This window comes from Buttiauxella sp. AC038, from assembly GCF_979253565.1.
In genome coordinates this window covers 4,605,154-4,628,538 of sequence record NZ_CEEDCQ010000001.1, presented here as the reverse complement: position 1 = coordinate 4,628,538, position 23,385 = coordinate 4,605,154, and the positions used below count along the sequence as shown (strand labels likewise).

21 protein-coding genes are annotated in these 23,385 nt (G+C 50.2%); 14 read left to right on the top strand and 7 right to left on the bottom strand.

The window, feature by feature from the left end; all coding sequences use genetic code 11:
- The first annotated feature begins 170 nt into the window (after positions 1 to 170).
- Genes AC0IXI_RS21930 through AC0IXI_RS21895 form a run of 8 tightly spaced genes read left to right on the top strand, consistent with a single transcriptional unit; the run spans position 171 to position 9,498 of the window.
- Positions 171 to 1,766 (top strand): FGGY-family carbohydrate kinase, encoded by a 1,596-nt coding sequence (locus AC0IXI_RS21930; RefSeq protein ID WP_471683109.1) that lies wholly within the window; start codon positions 171 to 173, stop codon positions 1,764 to 1,766.
- 21 nt (positions 1,767 to 1,787) lie between these two features.
- Entirely contained in the window at positions 1,788 to 3,434 is a 1,647-nt protein-coding gene (locus tag AC0IXI_RS21925) for a signal transduction protein (protein WP_471683108.1), read from the top strand.
- A 12-nt stretch (positions 3,435 to 3,446) separates the two neighbouring features.
- The gene (locus AC0IXI_RS21920; protein ID WP_424221032.1) at positions 3,447 to 4,373 is read left to right on the top strand and encodes a dihydrodipicolinate synthase family protein; all 927 of its coding nucleotides are present in this window, start codon (positions 3,447 to 3,449) and stop codon (positions 4,371 to 4,373) included.
- A gap of 11 nt (positions 4,374 to 4,384) precedes the next feature.
- Positions 4,385 to 5,434: a sialidase family protein gene (locus tag AC0IXI_RS21915; RefSeq protein ID WP_471683107.1), complete on the top strand. Its 1,050-nt coding sequence runs from the start codon at positions 4,385 to 4,387 to the stop codon at positions 5,432 to 5,434.
- A 17-nt stretch (positions 5,435 to 5,451) separates the two neighbouring features.
- The gene (locus AC0IXI_RS21910) at positions 5,452 to 6,420 is read left to right on the top strand and encodes a tripartite tricarboxylate transporter substrate binding protein (RefSeq protein ID WP_471683106.1); all 969 of its coding nucleotides are present in this window, start codon (positions 5,452 to 5,454) and stop codon (positions 6,418 to 6,420) included.
- 51 nt (positions 6,421 to 6,471) lie between these two features.
- Complete coding sequence (locus AC0IXI_RS21905) at positions 6,472 to 6,933, top strand: tripartite tricarboxylate transporter TctB family protein (RefSeq protein ID WP_471683105.1); 462 nt, start codon at positions 6,472 to 6,474, stop codon at positions 6,931 to 6,933.
- Between the two features lie 12 nt (positions 6,934 to 6,945).
- Entirely contained in the window at positions 6,946 to 8,460 is a 1,515-nt protein-coding gene (locus AC0IXI_RS21900) for a tripartite tricarboxylate transporter permease (protein ID WP_471683104.1), read from the top strand.
- A 12-nt stretch (positions 8,461 to 8,472) separates the two neighbouring features.
- Positions 8,473 to 9,498 (top strand): LacI family DNA-binding transcriptional regulator, encoded by a 1,026-nt coding sequence (locus tag AC0IXI_RS21895; protein ID WP_471683103.1) that lies wholly within the window; start codon positions 8,473 to 8,475, stop codon positions 9,496 to 9,498.
- Between the two features lie 57 nt (positions 9,499 to 9,555).
- Here the strand turns inward: AC0IXI_RS21895 and AC0IXI_RS21890 are convergent, their stop codons facing one another.
- The gene (locus tag AC0IXI_RS21890) at positions 9,556 to 9,837 is read right to left on the bottom strand and encodes a YjcB family protein (protein ID WP_064515401.1); all 282 of its coding nucleotides are present in this window, start codon (positions 9,835 to 9,837) and stop codon (positions 9,556 to 9,558) included.
- Between the two features lie 236 nt (positions 9,838 to 10,073).
- The gene (soxS, locus tag AC0IXI_RS21885; protein ID WP_064515404.1) at positions 10,074 to 10,397 is read right to left on the bottom strand and encodes a superoxide response transcriptional regulator SoxS; all 324 of its coding nucleotides are present in this window, start codon (positions 10,395 to 10,397) and stop codon (positions 10,074 to 10,076) included.
- A gap of 78 nt (positions 10,398 to 10,475) precedes the next feature.
- Here soxS and soxR point away from each other — a divergent pair, with 78 nt between their 5' ends.
- The 4 genes from soxR (at position 10,476) to AC0IXI_RS21865 (ending at position 15,547) form a co-directional block, all read left to right on the top strand.
- On the top strand, positions 10,476 to 10,934 hold the full coding sequence (soxR, locus tag AC0IXI_RS21880; RefSeq protein ID WP_064515406.1) for a redox-sensitive transcriptional activator SoxR: 459 nt from the start codon (positions 10,476 to 10,478) through the stop codon (positions 10,932 to 10,934).
- Positions 10,935 to 11,217: 283 nt separating this feature from the next.
- On the top strand, positions 11,218 to 11,880 hold the full coding sequence (locus AC0IXI_RS21875) for a glutathione S-transferase family protein (protein ID WP_134186120.1): 663 nt from the start codon (positions 11,218 to 11,220) through the stop codon (positions 11,878 to 11,880).
- Between the two features lie 411 nt (positions 11,881 to 12,291).
- Positions 12,292 to 13,641, top strand: a complete 1,350-nt coding sequence (locus AC0IXI_RS21870; RefSeq protein ID WP_064515410.1) for an NCS2 family permease — start codon at positions 12,292 to 12,294, stop codon at positions 13,639 to 13,641.
- Positions 13,642 to 13,900: 259 nt separating this feature from the next.
- Complete coding sequence (locus tag AC0IXI_RS21865) at positions 13,901 to 15,547, top strand: Na+/H+ antiporter (protein ID WP_064515412.1); 1,647 nt, start codon at positions 13,901 to 13,903, stop codon at positions 15,545 to 15,547.
- A gap of 36 nt (positions 15,548 to 15,583) precedes the next feature.
- On the opposite strand, the gene AC0IXI_RS21860 is transcribed toward AC0IXI_RS21865, so the two are convergent.
- Positions 15,584 to 16,474 (bottom strand): LysR family transcriptional regulator, encoded by an 891-nt coding sequence (locus AC0IXI_RS21860; protein ID WP_064515414.1) that lies wholly within the window; start codon positions 16,472 to 16,474, stop codon positions 15,584 to 15,586.
- 102 nt (positions 16,475 to 16,576) lie between these two features.
- Here AC0IXI_RS21860 and AC0IXI_RS21855 point away from each other — a divergent pair, with 102 nt between their 5' ends.
- A complete protein-coding gene (locus AC0IXI_RS21855; protein ID WP_064515416.1) occupies positions 16,577 to 17,002 on the top strand; it encodes a CidA/LrgA family protein in 426 nt (141 codons plus the stop codon).
- Complete coding sequence (locus AC0IXI_RS21850; RefSeq protein ID WP_064515418.1) at positions 16,995 to 17,684, top strand: LrgB family protein; 690 nt, start codon at positions 16,995 to 16,997, stop codon at positions 17,682 to 17,684. Before AC0IXI_RS21855 ends, AC0IXI_RS21850 begins: the two co-directional genes overlap by 8 nt.
- A gap of 30 nt (positions 17,685 to 17,714) precedes the next feature.
- Here AC0IXI_RS21850 and AC0IXI_RS21845 read toward each other — a convergent pair whose 3' ends face one another.
- The 4 genes from AC0IXI_RS21845 to acs form a co-directional block, all read right to left on the bottom strand.
- On the bottom strand, positions 17,715 to 19,010 hold the full coding sequence (locus AC0IXI_RS21845; protein ID WP_471683102.1) for a Gfo/Idh/MocA family protein: 1,296 nt from the start codon (positions 19,008 to 19,010) through the stop codon (positions 17,715 to 17,717).
- 134 nt (positions 19,011 to 19,144) lie between these two features.
- Positions 19,145 to 20,803: a cation/acetate symporter ActP gene (gene actP, locus AC0IXI_RS21840; RefSeq protein WP_064515422.1), complete on the bottom strand. Its 1,659-nt coding sequence runs from the start codon at positions 20,801 to 20,803 to the stop codon at positions 19,145 to 19,147.
- A complete protein-coding gene (locus AC0IXI_RS21835) occupies positions 20,800 to 21,114 on the bottom strand; it encodes a DUF485 domain-containing protein (RefSeq protein ID WP_424221028.1) in 315 nt (104 codons plus the stop codon). The genes actP and AC0IXI_RS21835 overlap by 4 nt, the downstream gene beginning before the upstream one ends.
- 208 nt (positions 21,115 to 21,322) lie before the next feature.
- Positions 21,323 to 23,281 (bottom strand): acetate--CoA ligase, encoded by a 1,959-nt coding sequence (gene acs, locus AC0IXI_RS21830; RefSeq protein WP_064515426.1) that lies wholly within the window; start codon positions 23,279 to 23,281, stop codon positions 21,323 to 21,325.
- Positions 23,282 to 23,385 lie beyond the last annotated feature (104 nt).

Genomic DNA, 23,385 nt, shown 5'->3' with positions numbered 1-23,385 from the left:
AAAATCACTCTCAATTAAACTTTTCAAAAACAAATAGTTAACCTTTGATCTTCATTTGAAGCAAACCACGCCTTGTCGGGCTGATCACAAAATAGACAGCGGCGAGTTGTGTTTACTTATTCACTAAACCAATATGCTTTCTCGACGCAGTAGCCGATGAGAGCAGAAAAATGACTAAATTATTTGTTGGCGTTGATGTTGGTTCTGCAAGTGTCAGAGCAGGTATTTTCACTATGGATGGAACCCGCTTGGCATTTTCAGTACGCCCTATTCAGCAGTTTCATTATCCGCCCAATCGGGTCGAACAATCCTCCAGTGATATCTGGCAACAAGTCTGCACAACGGTGCGTGAAGCGATAGGTCTTGCGGGCGTGCAACCCCAGCAAGTGGCATCTATTGGATTCGATGCGACTTGTTCTCTTGTGGCGGTAGGCGATCGCGGCCAGCCAGTGGCGGTTGGCGAGGAAGGGGATGCCGATCATGACATTGTGATGTGGATGGATCACCGGGCAGGCGTTGAAACTCAGTGTATCAATGAGACGAATGATTCAGCGCTGCAATACGTTGGCGGGCAAGTCAGCATTGAGATGGAATTACCTAAAATCCTCTGGCTGAAACAGCACTATCCAGAGCGTTACGCATCTACCTGGCGTTTTTTTGATTTGGCCGATTACCTCGTTTGGCGTGCAACAGGTGTAGATGCTGCAGGTGTCTGCACGCTGACCTGTAAATGGAATTATCTCGCGCATGAAGAACGATTTAGCCAAAGTTTGCTGGAATCTATTGAATTAACTGATTTAGTTAACAAAATTCCACCACAGATTATTCAAATTGGGCAACCCGTTGGTGCATTGTGCTCAGACTCAGCAGTCCAGTTGGGCCTAACCAGCGATGTGATTGTCGCTAGCGGTTTAATCGATGCTCATGCTGGCGGCCTGGCATTGGTAGCTGCCGCGCCTGAAGCAAATCTTGCACTAATTAGCGGGACGTCGAATTGCCACATGATTGTGAGCCAGGAAGCCAAATCTGTCCCTGGCATCTGGGGGCCTTACTTTGCGGCAATGTACCCAGGCTGGTGGCTGAACGAGGGTGGGCAAAGTGCTGCTGGTGCACTGGTTGACTGGACGTTGATGCAAAGCGATGCGTGGCCTGGGTTGAAAAATGAAGCTGCTGCACTGGGTTGTAGCGTATATCAAATCCTCAACCACTGGGTTGCTGAACTAGAAAAAACCGAACAATACCCTACACGCCAACTGCATATTCTGGCGGATCACCATGGCAACCGTTCACCGCGATCAGATGCCAGCGCTAAAGGAATGGTCGCCGGGATAACGCTTGAAAAGGGTCAGCAAGCTCTGGCCCGGCTGTATCTCGCCACGTTGCAAGCTATCGCTTATGGCACTCGTCATATTATCGAAACCATGGAACAACACGGGCAGCGAATTGACTCCATAACGTTATGCGGTGGGGCGAGCAAAAATACGCTCTGGTTACGTGAATATGCTAACGCCACCGGGCGCTCTATCTATCTGGTTGAAGAAGAAGATGCCGTCACGCTGGGAGCTGCACTCAACGGTGCTGTTGCCTGCAAGGTATTTGACAGTTTTTCAAGTGCGGCCAGGGCAATGGTCAGACTCGATAAGACTATTAAACCGGACCATGCACACCGTGCATTCCACGACGCGAAATATCAGGTGTATCTGCAAATGTATCAGGACCAGCAGCGCTATCAGGCTGTTATGCAGCAATACCTCGGGGCTAATTAATTACATAAAAGGAATAAGAACGTGATTACGCAAACTCTACCTTCTGTGCCTCAAAAAATAACCGCGGGTAAAAATGAAATCCTGATGGTGACCAATGCTGATTTACGCGAATCAGCGAATCTTGCCTGCTGGCCGGTGCAGCAAAAATACGAAGCGAAATTGCAGGATGCTTTGAGTTCCCTGGGCTATAGCATGATACGTGCTCATCCGATTGATGAAGAACGTGGTCATGGATTTATCAGCAGCCAACGCCAGGGCAGCGATTTATTTGCTCAGATTGATGAAAATGCACCAGTGATTGTTTTATTGACTGCCTGGCAATATTCGCATCACGTCGCCCCTTCGCTGGTGCATCACAAAGGCCCGGTTTTACTACTGGCAAATTTCGATGGTACCTGGCCTGGATTAGTTGGCATGTTGTGCCTGGCGGGCTCTCTAACCAGTCTTGGCAAATCCTACTCGCGTCTGTGGTCAGAAAATTTTGATGACGATTTGTTCCTTAACGGCCTGAAAACCTGGCTGCGCTACGGTTCATTGCAGCATTCGACCCGTTACCTGAAAGATGTCGCACCAACACATTCGGTAATGGCGACATCAGCGGGGGATATGGGGCGTAAAGCCGGTGAATACATTCTGAAAAACAAAGAGATTCTTGGCCTCTTTGACACTTTCTGCATGGGGATGATTAACGGCGTATTCCCGCAGCAAGCGATGGTGAATGTCGGTATGCCAATCGAATCGTTATCTCAGTCGGCATTATTGGTTGAGATGGCAAAAGTGCCTGATGAACTGCGTGAAGAGTGCCTCAACTGGTATCAGGAACGCGGCATGAAATTCCAGTTTGGCGAAAATGACCGTGAAGAGCTGACCCGCGAGCAGGTTAAAGAACAGTGCGCAATGATGATTGCCATGGCGCGATTTGTGCAGCGTTTTGGTCTGTCTGCGGTGGGTGTCCAGTATCAGCAAGGACTGAAAGATAGCTGTGCTGCCTCTGATTTTGCAGAAGGCGCAATTGGCTCTACTGAACGATTCCCGATCCCGGACGAGCAGGGCAACATCATCTGTGCCGGGCAACCTATTCCATGTATCAACGAAGTGGACATGGGCACCGCTATTCCGCAAACCATGTTATGGCGCTTATTAACTTCATTCTCTCTGCCTGCCGAAACCACGTTGCATGACATCCGCTGGGGCAGTGAATATCAGGGCACTTTCTATTGGGATCTTGAAATCTCGGGTGCCGTACCGTTTGAGCATCTGAAAGGCGGTATTGCCGGAGCTACGGGTTACCGTCAGCCAGCGATGTACTTCCCTTATGGCGGATCAACCATCAGCGGGCAGGGCAAGGCCGGGCGCTTCATTTGGGCGCGAGCGCATTACGAAGGGTGTGATGTCATCATGCATATCGGTACCGGGCATGCCGTGGAATTACCAACTGATGAGTTTGAACGCCGCCGTCGCGCTACTTGCTACGAATGGCCACTGCTCAATGCGGTACTTGATGGTGTTGGACGTGATGACCTGATGGCGGGCCACCAAAGTAATCACCTGACAGTGGCCTATGTGCCAGAAAATGAACTGCAAACGGTATTGCAGGCCTTTGTTGCCCAGTCGCTGACCCAAGGAATTAGGGTGCAGATTGCCGGTGACGCGATTCGGATGTTGTAAGAGGGCGAGTTGATGAACGAACAAAAATACCGTGGTATTTGGCCGGTGATGTTAACGCCATTTACCGAACAAAAAGAGATCGACTGGTCGTCGCTTGAACGCTTAATCGAGTGGTATCTGTCGGCAGGTGTGCATGGTTTATTTGCAGACTGTCAGTCGAGTGAAATGTTTTTCCTCAGCGATGAAGAGTCCCTTGAACTGGTGCGATTTGTCGTGAAATGTGTGGATGGGAGAGTGCCGGTTGTGGCATCCGGGCATACCGCGAATGCGTTCAACCACCAGCGTGAACAGCTTATTAAAATGGCTGATACCGGTGTAGATGCGGTAATCCTCATCAGTAACCGGCTGGCTCTGGCTGGAGAAAGCGATGCGCTGGCATTGGAAAATTTACAGCGCCTGACCGCAGATGTGCCTAAACATGTGGATCTGGGTATTTACGAATGTCCCTTCCCGTACAAACGACTGTTAAGTGAAGAAACAGTCGCATGGTGTGCGCAAAGTGGCCGTTATACCTTCATCAAAGACACCTGTTGTAGCCTGCCGATAATTACGCGACGTCTGGAGTTGACCAAAGGCAGTCGTCTGCATTTGGCCAATGCGAATAGCCAAACGTTACTGGCTTCACTGCAGGCAGGATGCCAGGCATACAGCGGCGTGATGGCTAACTTCCATCCTGAGTTGTATGTCTGGCTATATGAAAACTGGCAAAGCCAGCCGGACAAAGCGCGTCGACTGGCAGATTACCTTTCTACTGCGGCGCTGGCTGAAAACCTGGATTACCCGGTGTGTGCCAAATCTTTCCAGCAACAAATTGGTAATTTCTCGACCCATATTTGTCGGGTTCGCACCAGCCAAGGCTACAGTGAAACCTTCTTCCCGCAGGCGATCGAGAGCATGGTGCAATTGGGGCGAGATATTCAGAAAACACTGGCGATTTAAGGAGAGAGTGGATGTCCTTCACCCAAAAAAGTCGCCAGTTCTTGTTGCCTGAATCGCAAACGGATTTTGCCCAATGTCATGCTTCGACGCTGGTGATATTGCCCGAACAGCAAAGTGTTCTGGTGGCATTTTTTGCAGGGAGTAAAGAGGGCTGTGGTAATACCGCAATTTGGCTCGCACGTGCGCAAAATAATGAATGGCAACCCGCGCAGCGCATCATGGCTGAAGAGGGGATGGCGCACTGGAATCCCGTGCTGCATTACCAGCAAGGGACGGTGTGGCTGTTTTATAAAGTCGGGCCGGATGTGCACACTTGGGCCACGCGTGTTGCGGTTTCTCACGATGGAGGCCTTAGCTGGAGCGATCCACGTGCCTTAATTAATGGCGATCCAATGCCGCGTGGTCCCGTAAAAAACAAACTTCTGGTGATGAGCAACGGTGAGTGGTTAGCTCCGGGTTCTACAGAAAACGAGCGGCACTGGGATGCCTTTGTCGATATTTCTTCTGACTGTGGAGAATCCTGGTTCAAAGTCGACATTCCTTTTGAACATCAGCAACCTGTTCATGGCCAAGAGGAAAATATCTGGCAAGGTCTTAAAGACGATGCACTGTGGGAATGCGACTTGCAGCAAGTGTTCGCCTGGGATGGTATGATTCAGCCCACGTTGTGGGAATCGCAACCGGGAAATATTCACGCGTTGCTACGCAGTACGCGTGGAAAGATCTATCGTACTGATTCTTTTGATTATGGCCGAAGCTGGTGCGCTGCTTATGCCACGTCGCTTCCCAATAATAACAGTGGAATTGATGTGGTTCGTCTGGACTGCGGCACTCTGGTCCTGGCGTGTAATCCTGTTGAAGGAAACTGGGGGCGCCGTTATCCGATTGCCTTGTTGGGATCACAAGATAATGGTGCTACGTGGTCGCAGCCCTGGGCTTTGGAACACAGCAAAGGTGAATTTTCCTACCCAGCCATTATTGCCGAAGGGGACGTTTTACATCTGACGTGGACATTTAATCGAACAAACATCGTTTACCAAGTCATTACCCACAATAAATAAAAACAGCGGAGTACCCTATGAAGAACCTGTTATGTGCCTTATTGATGCTGCTGCCTTTTGGGGCGGTACATGCTGAACAAACTCTTACCTATCCAAAAAAGAATATTGATGTTGTTATTCCAAAGAATCCTGGTGGTGGCACTGATACTTCTGCACGTACTGTAATTGAATTTGCTCGCGACAAAATGCCATCTGGCACCATGATGGTTCCGGTAAATAAACCTGCGGGTAATGGTATTACCGGTTTGCTTGAAGTGGCAAAAGCCCGCCCGGATGGATATAAGCTGGTGATGACTACCGTTGAATTAGCCATGTTCCCGCACCAGGGGAAATCTCCAGTGACTTATAAAGATTTCACGCCGATAGCTACCACGATTGCCGATCCGGTTGCCGTCGTCGTTAATGCCAAATCACCGTATAACACGCTGCAAGAGTTTATTAATGCCGCTAAAGCAAACCCTGGAAAAATTAAAGTGGGTAACTCTGGCATGGGGGCTATTTATGACCTGGCAACGATAAATATCGAGAAAATCACTGGCACTAAATTTAATCGTGTTCCTTATAACGAAGGTACTGGCCCTTCAATCGCCGCTTTGGTTGGCGAACATATTGATGCGGTATTAACGACACCTGGTTCAGTTAAATCTCAGGTCGATGCCGGTATTTTAAAAGTGCTAGGCGTCATGGATGAAAAACGTTTCCCATTATTCCCAGACGTCCCGACCTTTAAAGAAGCTCTGAATCTGGATGTTAACGTCAAAATGCGTGCCTGGGCGGTTCTGGCGACTACCGCAAAAGTTGACGACAACATTAAGAAACAGCTGGTTGATGCCTTCACTGAAGTTGTGAAAACACCGGCTTATCAGGAAGCATTGAAAAAACAAGGCATCATGCCAGTCGTTATTACTGGTGACGACGCCTATAACATGATGAAGGAAGATGACCAGATGTACGGCGAATTGATTGCTGAGACTAAGAAAAAGTAATCAACCAACATAGAGACTCCTGCCATTTTACGGCAGGAGGGAGAAACAACAATGCGTACGCAGAATATTTTTGTTGGGATGTTCTCACTGGTACTGGGGATAGCAATTATCTTCCTTTCGCGCAATATGCCGATGTTTGATGAAAACGGAATACTAGGTGAGCGCTTCTGGCCTTATTGTCTGGCCTGGCTATTTATTGGCTTGGGAATTATCCTGTGCATCAGTACTTATTTTCAAGGTGCTGGAGACAATAGCCAGAAGGCCGATCTCTCATCTTTTCCGGTTCGTAAAGCCTATGGTGTCACCATCCTTATGGTGATTTATGCGATTGCACTTTGTTACGCCGGATTTATTGCTTCGTCGCTGGTTTTGATTCCCGCCATCATGTGGGTGATGGGTGAGCGACGCCCATTGTTTATTGCAATTACGACTGCGTTAATTGTCCTGTGTATTTATGTTTCATTTGAGATTGTCTTTAATTCACCGCTGCCGGAATCCATCTTCTCCGAGTAATAAGAGGTCATGATGAACGAAATTCTTGATGCCCTGATGATAGTCTTCAGCTTAGAGACTACCGGCATGATTTTGCTGGGTGTTCTGGCGGGGATTATTATTGGTGCGCTGCCCGGATTAACGGTGAATATGGGAATTGCGCTGTTGCTGCCGCTAACCTATTCATTCCAGGGGATGACCGGCATCCTGATGCTACTGGGTGTGTATTGCGGTGCAGTTTACGGTGGTTCGATTACGGCCATTTTAATCAGCACGCCAGGCACACCTGCTTCGGCAGCCACTGTACTTGATGGCTACCCGATGGCGAAGAAGGGTGAAGCAGGACGTGCACTGGGTTTATCGACCCTTGCTTCAATGTTTGGTGGTGTGTTCAGCACCATTGCGCTGGTTTTAATCGCGCCATTGTTGGCGAAAGTTGCGACCGGTTTTTCTTCTGCTGAGTATTTTGCATTAGCGATATTTGGTATCAGCATTATTACTAGTGTTTCTTCGCAGTCCGTTATTAAGGGGCTTATTGGCGGTGTTCTGGGCTTATTTATTGCCACCATTGGGCTTGACCCAATGACCAGCGGAATGCGATTCACTTTTGACTCAATCTATTTAATGGGCGGGATTTCATTTATTCCTGTGTTGGTCGGTTTGTTTGCATTCTCTCAAGGATTATTAAGCCTTGAGGAAGATCACCGTGAGCGCATTGCGGGTATTGTGCGCCAGACCAAAAGCAAAATTGACCGTATTTTGCCGACCTGGTCTGACATTAAACGTGTGATGCCAACTTATATTCGTTCATCTGTCATTGGCACTGGTATCGGAGCAATTCCAGGAACTGGTGGCGATATTGCCTCGTTTATTGCCTACAACGAAGCCAAACGTTGGTCAAAACATCCAGAAGAATTTGGCCACGGTTCACCTGAAGGTGTTTCAGCCCCTGAAGCAGGTGCAAACTCTGTAGCAGGTGGTGCAATGGTGCCATTGATGACACTTGGAATCCCAGGAGATGGCGCAACTGCAATTATCATGGGTGCATTTATGGTACAGGGCCTGGCACTTGGGCCACAGTTATTTACGGAGCATCCAGTTGAAGTAAACTCCATTTTTATTGGGTTATTCGCCGCGAATATCTTCATGGGTATTATGGGCTTTATGGGTATGCGCCTGTTTGCCAAAGTGATGAGTGTGCCGCGCCGCGTGTTGGTGCCGATTATCTTTGTGCTGTGTTCGGTTGGAGCATATTCCGTAAACCATGATATGACCGATGTGTTTGTGATGATGGGGGCAGGTCTTGCCGCTTACATTCTCATCAAACTGGACTTTTCGATGTCTCCGATCGTCATCGGTATTATTCTTGGGCCAATGGCAGAATCGAATTTCCGCCGCACGTTAGTTATCTCCGAAGGTGACCCGATGATATTTCTGACGCGCCCGGTCTGTGCAGTGTTCTTAGGTATCGCGATACTGACACTGTTGCTACCGATTTTTGGTCCGCGTTTGAAAGCATTCTGGCGTAAACAAACCAGCTCCAGCTAAGGAAGGATTAGATTGGCAAAGACAATTGAGCAAATCGCCGTGGATCTTGGTGTCTCCATCACAACGGTACGTGCGGTGTTGAACGGTAATGCGCAGAAATATCGCATTAGCGAAAAGACCCAGGAAAGGGTCAATAGCTACGTTAAAAAACATAGCTATACCATCAATCTTGCGGCGCGTAGTTTGAAACTGAATAAGACTGACACCTTTGGACTGGTGATACCGCGCTTGTCGAACCCCTTCTTTTCCGTACTGGCTGAATTACTGGAGGCTCGCTGTCGCGAACAGGGTTATCAGTTGATGATAAGTAGTACCAACAACGATGCTGCGTATGAAAATCTGTTAGTGAAATCGTTGGAAAATCGCAATGTTGATGGGATTTTTGTTGTATCGACGAATGCGACAAGTCAGGCGCATTACCTGAAAAATTGCCTGAAGCCGATGGTATTTCTTGACCGGGATTTTGGGGTAGAAGGTACATGCTGCGTGGTGACGGATAACGTTGATAGCGGTTTTAGGCTGACTGACGCAATGTTGAACCATATTCATGCACCGATTCAATTCTTTGTAGGTGATCCAGATTCTCCTTCGATAATTGACCGTTTGACCGGATATCATTTAGCAATGGAACAGCATGGCATAGAGTGGACACCTGCGCATATCAGCAGCGCTGGGCACAACCAGTTGAGCGATGGGGAAAAAATGATGACGGACTACATCGACACCCATCATTCCTGGCCGCAACATTTCATTGCTTCATCATTGCCGATTTTGCAAGGAGCGCTGGGGGTGTTGCGTGAGCGGTATGGCTATATTCCTCATGAAATTAATATTGGCACTTTTGATGACAATATTATGCTGAGTTTCCTCGCCAACAACATCTGGTCGATGAGGCAAAATGAGAAACGGCTTGCGCAAGAAGCCTGCCAACTCATGCTGGAAAAAATCGCCAACCACGATGAACCGCCAGGTAGTAGAGCCAAAGCTGAGCTTATATTCAGGCAAAGTACGGTGAATGCCCGCGATGGCAAAAGCTAACCCGTAAAAACAAAAACGGCCTCACAATGAGGCCGTTATCAATTCTAATCCTGGCAATCAGGTCAACACCATTGGCCATTCTGGCGGTGCATGGCTTGAGATCTCGATCATTATGTCTTTAAACGATGCCCAAATCACCGGGAAGTCGGCCAGATTTAAACCCAATAAACCGGTCGCAAACCACAAAGCAGAAGCGATTCCCAGCAAGCTGCTGACGATTGCCAAAAACGTATAGTCGGATTTGCGAAACTGGATGTTCAACGTGCTGGCTAAAAACATCAAAACCGCACTGACTAAAGGCCAGCGCATCAGTAAAACGCTGGTGGTAATTGCCGCCATGAAAACTGTTCCTTAAGCATAACTCATTACGCTCAACGGTTAGCGCGACACAAGGCGCGGCAAATACAGCTCAGGGACCGTCAGGGGGAATGAGTGGGTACAGAAAATGTAAGAAGAATCCTGTCTCACAGGATTTGTGAACTATATCACATTTGTTCTTTTAATCGCCAGTTCTGCGGCGCATTTTCTGACCCATCTTATCGGGCTGTCAGGCAACAACTCTTCCACGAACTTTATCAGGCGTGGTGGCGATAATCGGTTGGTGTACGGTCAAACTCACGGCGGAAAACACGCGAAAATGTCTGCTGAGAGACATAACCGTAGTCCATCGCAATATCAAAAATCGGTCGCTGGGTATTTCGAAGCTCTCTGGCCGCCATCAACAAACGGCGCTGGCGAATGTATTCACCTAACGTCTGGCGCTTCACGGTGCGGAACATCCGCTGAAGATACCATTTTGAATAGCCTGATTTTTTTGCCACAACATCAATGTTCAGCGGCTGATCAATGTGATCGTCAATCCATTCAGTCAAAGTTTGAATAATGTCCTGGTGTGCCATAAGCCATCCTGATTACGATTAGCCGGTTTTGTTGGCAGCGAGTATAATTCCTCAAGTTAACTTGAGGTAAAGAGCATTATGGAAAAGAAATTACCGCGCTTTAAACCCTTACTCAGTCCTGGCGAGGTGGCGAAGCGTAGCGGCGTGGCCGTTTCGGCTTTGCACTTCTACGAGAGCAAAGGGCTTATCAAAAGCAGACGAAACAGTGGAAACCAGCGTCGTTACACGCGTGATGTGCTGCGAAACGTTGCCATTATTAAAATCGCCCAGCGAATCGGCATTCCGTTAGCGACCATCGGTGAAGAGTTTGGGGTGCTGCCAGACGGGCACAAAATTAATAAGAACGACTGGAAAAAGATGTCGTCGCAATGGCGCGAAGAACTGGACCGGCGCATCAATATGCTGACCGCACTGCGCGATGAACTTGATGGCTGCATTGGCTGTGGTTGTTTATCGGGTGCTGACTGCCCGCTGCGAAACCCAGGCGATAAACTCGGTGAAGAGGGGACGGGTGCTCGTTTACTGGAAGATGATTAACCTCAATAGCAGGCAAAACTAAAGCGCCCAACTTCGGCGCTTTAGTTTATTCCCGGTCTTTGTCTTTCGATCTATCCCGCTTTTCGCAAGGAGGGTTTCCCCCGACATCAGCGTCCCTCAATTACACATTCTCAGGAGGTTCCGGATTGCACTGACAACTTAATTGTAGTTCTGCTCAGCCAGGTTTCAAGGTGGTTTTGAATGTTTTTTGAACGATTTTAATGCTCCACTCTTTGCACATTTACCTATAGTTAACTCATCTTGCTAAACAAAAGGTTACCTTATGCTTATCGTCCATCATCTCAATAACTCCCGCTCGCAGCGCATTTTATGGATGCTCGAAGAGCTACAGGTGCCGTACCAGATTGTTCGCTACGAGCGCGAACCAACCATGCTGGCACCCGCGTCGTTAAAAGCCGTGCACCCATTAGGGAAGTCACCGATAGTGGAAGATAATGGCAATATCCTCGCGGAGTCGGGGGCAATCATTGAATACCTGCAAGAAACGTATGACGCCGAAAGCCGCCTCAAACCTATTACCAATGAAGACAAACTCCGTTACCGCTTTTGGCTGCATTACGCCGAAGGATCGTTAATGCCTTTATTAATGATGAAGCTGGTGTTCGGCAGTCTTGGGAAAGCACCAGTTCCGTGGTTATTGCGCCCGGTGGGGAAGGTGTTAGGGCAGGGAGTGCAAAAGGCTTATTTGAATAAACAGATTATGACCCATGCGCGCTATCTCGAAGATTCGCTGCAACAAAATCCGTGGTTTGCCGGGCAGGCGTTTAGCGCGGCAGATATTCAGATGAGTTTCCCGGTGATCGCGTTGCTCTCGCGAGGTGGCATTAACGACTTACCGAATCTGCAGAATTGGTACAGCAAAGTGCAAATGCGCCCTGCCTGGCAGCGGGCGATTCAGCAAGGTGGGCCCTTTGAGATCCCGTGATCTTATCTATTTAAAAATCCTATGAGTCAGGAAAAACTATAACCAGTATCTTGCATCATTGTTGCTAAATTGCGCATCGACGATAACGTTTGCGCACGAGGTGACGATATTTTGACCGGCTAATACCTTTTTCGACAAAAAGCGGCAAAGTTCGGTTGAAAATCCATGTAAGAAGGCCGGATAATCGTTTGCCTTAATTTTGACGCCTAGTTTGTATGCGCGGAGTTAAACGTTTGCTTTTTTTGTGGCGCCCCTTTTTGTCACAAACGCAGTATAGGGATCTACTCAACTTATTCGAGTTACCGGGAAAGTACGTAACCCGAAAAATGAAGAGTATGAACGTTTAATTAGCAGTGGATTGTCCACCACGCATACCAATGTAATCATAAAAATCTCAGGGGATTTTTCACTATGTCTAATCATTCTCCGCGTGCAACCAGCGGCATTGACGCCTGGTTCAAAATATCTGCACGTGGCAGCACCGTTCGTCAGGAAGTTGTAGCGGGTTTAACCACCTTCCTCGCGATGGTGTACTCCGTGATCGTTGTACCGGGCATGCTCGGTAAAGCAGGTTTCCCTCCTGCGGCGGTCTTTGTGGCAACTTGCCTGGTAGCCGGTGTTGGCTCTCTTGTCATGGGCCTTTGGGCGAACCTGCCGCTGGCAATCGGTTGTGCCATTTCACTGACTGCGTTTACCGCTTTCAGCCTGGTGCTCGGCCAACACATCAGCGTTCCGGTTGCTTTAGGCGCCGTGTTCCTGATGGGTGTGTTGTTCACCATCATCTCCGCAACCGGTATTCGTAGCTGGATTTTGCGTAACTTACCGATGGGTGTTGCGCATGGTACTGGTATCGGTATCGGCCTGTTCCTGCTGCTGATTGCCGCAAACGGTGTCGGCCTGGTAATTAAAAACCCACTTGATGGCTTGCCAGTTGCGCTCGGTCATTTCGATAGCTTCCCGGTTATTATGTCGCTGATTGGCCTTGCGGTGATCATCGGTCTGGAAAAACTGAAAGTCCCTGGCGGCATTCTGCTGACCATTATCGGTATTTCTGTTTTCGGTCTGATTTTTGACCCAAGCGTTCATTTCTCTGGCATTTTCGCTATGCCTTCGCTGAAAGATGAAGCGGGCAACTCGCTGATCGGTAGCCTGGATATCATGGGCGCGTTGAACCCAGTGGTGTTGCCAAGCGTTCTGGCGCTGGTAATGACTGCGGTATTCGATGCAACCGGCACTATCCGCGCCGTTGCGGGCCAGGCAAATCTGCTGGATAAAGACGGTCAAATCATCGATGGCGGCAAAGCGCTGACTACCGACTCCCTGAGCTCAGTGTTCTCAGGCCTGGTGGGTGCAGCTCCTGCTGCGGTTTACATCGAATCTGCGGCAGGTACTGCTGCAGGTGGTAAAACCGGCCTGACGGCAATCACCGTTGGTGTGCTGTTCCTGTTGATTCTGTTCCTCTCACCGCTCTCTTATCTGGTTCCTGCATACGCTACCGCTCCGGCGCTGATGTATGTAGGTTTGCTGATGCTGAGCAACGTGGGCAAAATCGATTTTGAAGATTTTGTTGATGCCATGGCGGGCCTGATTACTGCGGTATTTATCGTGCTGACCTGTAACATCGTTACCGGCATCATGATTGGTTTCGCAACTCTGGTGATTGGCCGTATCGTCTCTGGTGAGTGGCGTAAGCTGAATATCGGTACAGTCGTGATTGCTATTGCATTGGTCGCATTCTACGCAGGCGGCTGGGCAATTTAATTTTACTCGTCATACTTCAAGCTGCAGGGTTGTTGGCTGCACTCGCGACCCCCAGTCACTTACTTTAGTAAGCTCCTGGGGGTCGCTGCTTTGCCGCCTGGCTGCAACTTGAATTATTTAGAGTAAAAACTCTGAGTACTCCTCCCAAAACCACTTCAAGTTATTTCCTGTTTCCTTCCGGTATAAAAAGTTGTTTTACTATTGGGTAACACAACATCCTGCAAAAAGGGTTTCACAAAACACCTCGACTAAGGACAGTATGGAAATCTTCTTTACCATTCTCATCATGACCCTTGTGGTTTCTCTTTCTGGGGTGGCCACACGCATGCTGCCGTTCCAGATCCCGCTTCCGTTAATGCAAATCGCGATAGGTGCTGTGCTCGCCTGGCCGCACTTTGGTTTGCATGTCGACTTCAACCCGGAACTCTTCCTGGTGCTGTTTATTCCGCCGCTGCTGTTTGCCGATGGCTGGAAAACGCCGACGCACGAATTTCTCAACCACGGGCGGGAAATCATCGGCCTTGCGCTGGTTCTGGTGCTGGTCACCGTGGTCGGTATTGGCTTCCTGATTTACTTCCTCGTGCCAGGCATTCCGCTGCTTCCGGCTTTTGCACTGGCAGCAGTCCTCTCGCCGACCGACGCCGTGGCGCTTTCCGGTATTGTCGGAGAAGGGCGTATTCCAAAGAAAATCATGGGTATCTTGCAGGGTGAAGCGTTGATGAACGACGCCTCCGGCCTGGTATCGTTGAAAATGGCGGTCGCCGTGGCGGTGGGAACGATGGTGTTTTCCGTCGGTGGTGCCACCCTCGAGTTCTTCAAAGTAGCGATTGGCGGCCTGTTGGCCGGGATTGCAGTCAGCTGGCTGTACGGTAAATCGCTGCGCCTGATGAGCCGCTGGAGCGGTGACGAACCCGCAACGCAAATCCTGCTGCTTCTGCTGTTGCCGTTTGCTTCTTACCTGATCGCCGAACATATCGGCGTTTCCGGCATTTTGGCGGCGGTTGCTGCGGGTATGACTATTACCCGTTCTGGCGTGTTGCGCAGTGCGCCATTGGCGATGCGTTTACGTGCAAACAGTGTCTGGGCGATGCTTGAATTCGTGTTCAACGGCATGGTGTTCTTGCTGTTGGGTCTGCAATTACCGGGCATCATGAAAACCTCTATTGCAGCGGCAAATGCCGATCCGAACGTCGAACTTTGGATGTTATTTGTTGATGTCGGGCTTATCTATTTCGCGCTGATCGGTGTGCGTTTCTTATGGCTGTGGACCATGAAACGCATCAGCCTGCGTTTTATGAAAAAGCGTCCGTTGGAGTTCGGTAACTACACAACCCGCGAATTGTGTATTGCATCATTTGCCGGTGTGCGCGGGGCGATTACGCTTGCGGGTGTACTTTCCATTCCGCTGCTTCTGGGTAATGGCTCACCGTTCCCGGCACGATACGAGCTTATCTTCCTGTCGGCGGGTGTGATTCTATTCTCGCTGTTAGTCGGGGTGATTATGCTGCCGATTTTGCTGCGTAATGTAGAAGTCCCTGACAAATCAGTGGCGCGGCAGGAAGAGCGTACCGCGCGTGCGGCAACGGCTGAAGTGGCGATTGTCGCAATTCAGAAAATGGAAGAGCGCCTGCAATCTGACGTCAATGAGAACATCGATGACCAACTGTTAAAAGAGGTCAGTTCGCGGGTAATCGGGAACTTACGCCGCCGGGCTGACGGGCGTAATGATGTAGAAAGTAGTGAGCTTGAAGAGAACCTTGAGCGCCGATTCCGCCTGGCCGCACTACGCTCCGAGCGTGCTGAGCTTTACCATTTACGTGCCACGCAGAAAATCAGCAATGAGACGTTGATGAAGCTGCTGCACGATTTGGATTTGCTGGAAGCGTTGTTGGTCGAACAGCATTAATCGACTATTCCTCTCCCTCTGCAGGGGGAGAGGGCGCTATGAACTGACCGGCCAAAACTCCTTACAGCAGGCAATCCATGCCTGCGCACTTTGCGAAATATAAACCCCATCGCGCCAGATCATCGCCAGTTGCCACGTTAAGTCGCTGTTTAACGGCAGCCACATCAACGTGTTTTTATCCAGTTTTTGGCAAATAGTCTCCGGTAGAATCGCAATCCCTACACCGGCCTGCACCATCGCGGCCAGAAAATCCCACTGACCGCTACGTACCGCAATACGCGGAGTAAACCCATGCTCCTGGAAGAGCTGAATTAACTGGCGGCTTAACGCGAAATCTTCGTTGTAGATAAGCAGAGGATGGACCGCAAGCTCGATGGGATCGATGCTTTCTCGTGTTGTCCACTGCCCGGAGCGCGGAACCAGCACACACAGCGGATTATGCAGCAAAGGTAACGAGCAGAAAGTGTGGTGCTCATCTTCAAAAGGCAACGCGGTCATGGCTAAATCCAGCTCGCCATTAAGAACAGCCTGCTGCACCGTTAAACCACCAAATTCAGAGATCTTTAATTCAACACCTGGATAGCGCTGGCGATACAGGCTAATTGGCCCTGCCATCATGGTGCCGACCATCGGTGGAATACCGAGGCGTAACACGCCTTTGTTGAGATGGTTGATATCACCAAGTTCGGCTTCAAGTTGGCGAAATTCCGCCAAAATGGCTAATCCTCGTTGATAAACCACCTCCCCGGTATCAGTCAGTAATAGTTTACGACCATCACGAATCAGCAGAGTGCAACCCAACTCATCTTCGAGGTTGCGCAGCATCTTGCTTATGGTCGGCTGGGTGACGAACATCTTTTGGGCCGCGCGGGTAAAACTTTGCTGGCGAACCACTTCAACAAAATAACGTAGCGTCCTGATGTCCATAACTATTCCTGTTGACTATACCTGTGATGATTTTAATTCATTTTTTTCAATGAAGTTGGCTAACTATAATCTCCACATCACATTTTCTGGAGTGCCACTCTCATGGCCCTGGCGTTACGTGGTTTTACGCCTGTTCTTTTCCGCCGCATTCAGGTGCCGGTGCAAGTTGCGCTATACGCCGGATTGTTCATTCTCGCCCAACAGTTAGTTGACTGGTGGCATTTACCGCTTCCTGCAAACCTTGTGGGAATGGTGCTATTACTGGCGTTGATTGTCTGCCGAGTGGTACCGCTGAATTGGGTTCGTGCGGGTTCCCGCTGGTTATTAGCTGAAATGCTGCTGTTCTTTGTGCCCGCTGTGGTCGCGGTGGTGAACTATGCAGAATTACTGATGGTAGATGGCTGGCGTATATTCATCGTGATTGCTATCAGCACTTCACTGGTGCTGGCTGCTACTGCGCTGGTGGTGGATAAAGTTTATCGTTATGAGCTGGCGCGAATTGCTCGCAGGCAGGCTCGCGGTGAGTAACTTTCAGTTGAGTCTGTTGTGCCTGGTTATTACCCTTGGGCTCTATTTTGCCAATAAAAAACTCTATCGCCGCTTTCGAAAATTGCCTCTGATGCCGTTGATTTTAACGCCGGTATTGCTGGTGGTGATGTTGGTTTTGGGTCATATCTCCTATCAAAATTATATGGGCGAAGCGCACTGGTTACTGTGGCTGCTTGGCCCGGCGACGATCGCCTTTGCAGTGCCGGTTTATGACAATCTGAATGTTATCAAACGCCACTGGATGTCACTTTCGGCGGGGGTTATCACCGCCACTGTTGTTGCGGTTACCAGTTCGGTTTGGCTGGCGCGTTTGTTTACTTTGCCCGATGAAATTCAACGCAGCCTGGCGGTCCGTTCGATTACCACACCCTTTGCCTTAGCCGCTGCTAAACCACTCGGCGGGCAGCCGGAGTTGGTGGCATTATTTGTGGTAGTGACGGGTGTATTTGGTATGGCTGTGGGTGATGTGCTGTTTTTGCGCCTCGCCATTCGTGAAGGAATGGCAAAAGGCGCGGGTTTTGGTGCCGCTTCTCACGGCGCTGGCACCGCACGTTCCTACGAACTTGGCCCGCAGGAAGGTGTGGTCGCCAGTTTGGTAATGATGTTTTCCGGCGTCGTAATGGTGTTAATCGCGCCGTTGGTAAGCTGGTTGATGTTTTAATACCGGAGGGATTCACCACCCGGTAAGTGCTTACTTACTTTTCAGCCGTGAAACCAACTCAAACTCTTTAAACCAAACCGGGCGCTGTTGCTGCATTGAAATATTCCCGGCGATACCGGTCAAAATGGACATAGCTCCAGCGCGGTGATCAGCCGCGCGCTTTAATGGGTCGTTACTCGGCTCACCAAACAAATCGGCCAACATTGCATTATCACCACCACCGTGGCCGCCCGCGCCAATACTGAAATCAGCTTTGTAAGGAGCGGCGAACATCGGGAACACCGTAATATTGCAGCTTTCCAGGCTGCCTTCGTTTTCACGGTCGCCACCGGCATTCACATAAGACATTTCCACCAGTTTCATCTCAAGCCGCCCGCGGCTGCCGTTGAACACTACATTCAGCCCTTCCCACGGCAAATAAGTGTTAAGGGAATAGGTCATCTGCACCTGGTTTTGGTATTTCACCAGCACCGATAACGTATCTTCAATGTTGATGCCATCGCTGAAAACACTCTGGTCGCGGTAATAGCTATCTTCGTGTTCGGCGTCCAGATACAGCGCTTTGAGCTGCTCGTTCTCTTCCATATGCAACGCGAACGGATCATTTTTTGCGGCGTCGAAACCGTGTGCGCGTGGGTAAAACTGCGAGATGCCTCGCATCTGCGCATTCTCTTTACCGTAAAAACGCAGCCCACCTTCCGCATAAACACGTTCCGGATAACTGCCCAGCCAGAAGTTCATCAGGTCAAAATGGTGAGTGGATTTATGCACCAGCAGGCCGCCGCTGTTGCGTTTTTCACGGTGCCAGCGACGGAAATAATCCGCGCCGTGCTCGGTGTTCAGCAGCCATTCGAAGTGGACTGAAAACACCTCGCCGATGGTTTCTTCCATCAGCAATTCGCGGATTTTGCTGTGATGCGGCGCGTAACGGTAATTGAAGGCAACGCGTACTTGATGGCCCGTTTCTTCGATGGCATCGAGAATGCGCAAAGCGCGTTGCTCATCGATAGTCATCGGTTTTTCGGTTATCACATCGCAACCGGCATGTAGTGCACGCACTATGTAATCGTCATGCGTGCGGTCCATCGTGGTGACGATAATAATATCCGGGCGCGTCTCGCGGATCATGGTTTCAAAATCCGCCGCTTTCCAGGTTGATACCTGCGCTGCACCTGAGTTACTCAACAGTTTATTGGCGTAATTCATGCGCGTCTGGTTGGTGTCGCAAAATGCCACCAGTTGCGAATTCTCTTTCCATTTACCGCTGATGGCTTCGATATATAAACCAGCGCGTCCGCCCGTTCCTACTAATGCATATCTTTTCATTCCATCCTCACCCTTTATGAAATAAAACAATGTTTCATTTATGAGCTACTGTAGCGCTCTGGGTAGGGAATAAAATGCCAGAAGGGGGAAAATGTGATCCCCGACTCGAACGAGCCGGGGAGAGTTGAAACTAATTAGTGCGCACGGCCTTGTTCGATGCCAATCCCGGTCTGGGAACGGATGAACTGAGCACGGAATTTCTCACGTTCGAGATTACCTTCCGGGCTGTTATCAGTGGCTGAGAACACCCAAATACCAACAAACGCCACCAGAATCGAGAACAGCGCTGGGTATTCGTACGGGAAGATTGCTGTGGCGTGGCCGAGAACCTGAACCCAAACGGTTGGGCCGAGGATCATCAGGATAACCGCCGTCAGCAAGCCGAGCCAGCCACCAATCATCGCGCCGCGTGTGGTCAGTTTCGACCAGTACATCGACAGTAGAATAATCGGGAAGTTACAGCTCGCCGCAATGGAGAACGCAAGCCCGACCATGAAGGCGATGTTTTGGTTCTCGAACAAAATCCCCAGCCCGATGGCCACCACGCCTAATATCAGAACGGTGATTTTCGAAACTCTCAGCTCATCACGTTCAGACGCCCCTTTACGGAAGACGTTGGCGTAGAGGTCATGGGAAACCGCAGATGCTCCTGCCAGTGTTAAGCCTGCAACCACCGCGAGAATGGTGGCGAAGGCAACTGCCGAGATAAAGCCTAAGAACAAGCTACCACCCACAGCATCAGCCAGGTGAACCGCTGCCATGTTGTTACCGCCAATCAGTGCGCCAGCGGCATCTTTAAAGGCTGGGTTTGCACCCACCAACATGATTGCACCAAAGCCGATGATAAAGGTCAGGATGTAGAAATAACCCATGAAACCGGTGGCATACAGCACGCTTTTACGCGCTTCGCGGGCATCGCTTACGGTGAAGAAACGCATTAAAATGTGTGGCAAACCTGCGGTACCAAACATCAAACCTAACCCCAGCGAAAGCGCTGATATCGGGTCTTTCACAAGCCCGCCTGGGCTCATAATTGCCACACCTTTCGGGTGTACCGCAATCGCTTCAGCGAACAGGTTGTTGAAGCTAAAGCCGACGTGTTTCATCACCATAAAGGCCATGAAACTTGCGCCGAACAGCAGCAATACGGCTTTGATAATTTGCACCCATGTCGTCGCCAGCATGCCGCCGAACAACACGTACATCACCATCAGCACGCCAACCAGCACCACCGCAACGTGGTAGTTCAGGCCAAACAACAATTGAATGAGTTTGCCCGCGCCCACCATCTGGGCAATCAGGTAAAGAGCTACCACAACCAGAGAACCACAGGCCGACAGGATGCGAATCGGCCCCTGCTTCAGGCGATAGGATGCCACGTCAGCAAAGGTATATTTACCGAGGTTACGCAGGCGTTCAGCAATCAGGAACAGGATAATTGGCCAGCCGACCAAAAAGCCCAATGAGTAAATCAGGCCGTCGTAGCCGGAGGTAAATACCAGCGCCGAAATACCGAGGAACGAAGCGGCGGACATATAGTCGCCTGCAATCGCCAGGCCATTCTGGAAGCCCGTAATATTGCCGCCCGCGGTGTAATAATCGCTACGCGTGCGGGTGCGTTTTGACGCCCAATAGGTAATACCCAACGTAAAGGCGACGAAAATCACGAACATGATAATTGCCTGCCAGTTCGTGGGCTGGCGTTGTACCGCCCCCGTAATCGCATCCGCAGCAAACGCGGAGGCAGGCAGGCTTAACAGCGGTGCGGCAGCAAGGCCGAGAAGACGTTTCATGATGCCTTCACCTCGCGCAGCACAGCGTTATTCAGACGGTCAAATTCACCGTTCGCTCGCCAGACATAAACGCCCGTGAGGAAGAATGAAATCAGAATTACGCCGACACCAATCGGAATGCCGCGGGTGACGGTGGTGCCTGCGTGCAAAGGTGTGCCCAGCCAGCCAGGCGCGAAGGCAATGAGTAGGATAAAGCTGATATAAATCAACAGCATGATGATGGACAAAATGGTGGCAAACCGTTGCCGTTTAGCGACTAACTCCCTGAAATGCGCACTGTCTTCTATCCGTTGATAAAGTTGATCACTCATCACAGATCTCTCCAGAGAAATTCCCTTCGTCTTTTGCGCCGCAGGGGTGTTGGCTACACTCGCGCACCCCAGTCACTTACTTGTGTAAGCTCCTGGGGATTTGCTCGTTTGCCGCCTTCCTGCAACACAAAATCCTTTGGGAATTTGGGTTAGGTTGAGGTTTTTTTATTGTGTTTTCCCCTCTCTTTGAAGGAGAGGGGCAGAGATGTTACGAAGGCATGGTAATAGATTGTTTTTCTTCCAGTAACTTCTCAACAACACCCGGATCGGCAAGCGTTGAAGTATCACCAAAGTTGCTGGTATCGCCGGCGGCAATTTTGCGCAGAATGCGGCGCATAATCTTGCCAGAACGGGTTTTCGGTAGTGAATCTGTCCAGTGCAAAATATCCGGGGTAGCAAGCGGGCCAATCTCTTTACGCACCCAGTTACGCACTTCGGTATACAGCTCAGGCGTTGGCTCTTCGCCGTGATTAAGGGTTACATATGCGTAAATCGCCTGGCCTTTAATATTGTGCGGAATGCCGACGACTGCGGCTTCGGCGACTTTCGGGTGCGACACCAGCGCTGATTCGATTTCAGCTGTACCCAGGCGGTGGCCGGAAACGTTCAGCACGTCATCCACACGTCCGGTTATCCAGTAGTAACCGTCTTCGTCACGACGTGCGCCGTCACCGCTGAAGTACATATTTTTGAAGGTCGAGAAATAGGTTTGCTCAAAGCGCTCGTGGTCGCCAAACAGCGTGCGCGCCTGGCCTGGCCATGAGTCGGTAATCACCAGGTTGCCTTCGGTTTCGCCTTGTTGCGGGTTACCTTCGTTATCCACCAGTGCTGGTTGCACGCCAAAGAACGGGCGCGTGGCGGAACCGGCTTTCAGCTCGGTCGCGCCTGGCAGTGGGGTGATCATGAAGCCACCTGTTTCGGTCTGCCACCAGGTATCCACTACCGGGCATTTCTCGTTACCGATTTTCTTCCAGTACCATTCCCACGCTTCCGGATTGATAGGCTCGCCCACGGAACCCAAAATGCGCAACGAAGAACGGTCAGTGTTTTCAATCGCTTTATCGCCTTCGGCCATTAATGCGCGAATAGCGGTTGGTGCGGTGTAGAGAATATTTACTTTATGCTTATCAACTACCTGAGCCATGCGATTTGGTGCTGGCCAGTTTGGCACGCCTTCAAACATCAGCGTGATAGCACCACATGCCAGCGGGCCGTAAAGCAGGTAGCTGTGACCGGTGACCCAACCCACATCGGCGGTACACCAGTAAACGTCGCCCTGGTGGTAATCAAAGACATATTTAAAGGTGGTTGCGGCATAAACCAGGTAACCACCGGTGGTGTGCAGCACGCCTTTTGGCTTACCGGTTGAACCTGAGGTGTAGAGGATAAATAGCGGATCTTCGGCATTCACTTCCACCGGCTGGTGGTGTGCGCTGGCTTTCTCAACCAGTTCGTTCCACCACAGGTCGCGGCCTTCATGCCATTCGACTTTACCGCCGGTGCGTTTGAGCACAACCACGTGTTCAACGGTTTTAACGCCTGGGTTTTTCAGCGCCTCATCGACGTTTTTCTTCAGCGGAATGGAGCGCCCGGCACGAACGCCTTCATCGGCAGTAATGACCAGTTTGGAGCTGGAGTCGATAATGCGCCCGGCGACGGCTTCTGGTGAGAAACCACCAAAAATCACCGAATGCACTGCGCCAATGCGTGCGCAGGCCAGCATCGCAACGGCCGCTTCCGGCACCATCGGCATATAAATCGCTACCACATCGCCTTTCTTGATGCCCAGTTCTACCAGGGTATTGGCAAAACGGCACACTTCACGATGCAGTTCACGGTAGGTAATAGTTTTACTCTGGGTGGCGTCATCGCCTTCCCAGATGATCGCAGTCTGATCGCCACGATCTTTTAGGTGGCGATCGAGGCAGTTGGCGGCCAGGTTCAGGGTGCCGTCTTCATACCATTTGATTGAAACGTTTCCGGGTGCGAAAGAGGTGTTTTTCACCTTCTGGTAAGGCTTGATCCAATCAAGGATCTTACCTTGTTCGCCCCAAAATGCGTCGGGGTCATGTACCGAGTGTTGGTACATGGATTGGTACTGCTCCGGGGTTATCAGGCAATTGTCCGCGATATTGGCGGGAATGGCGTGTTTATGTATTTGGCTCATGCTTTTTTCTCCTTTTAGGATGTTAATAATATGTCACATAAACGTTAATCGCAGAGTGCTTGGGAAGCTTTGTTTATTATTTGGGCGACAGATCACGCATTAAT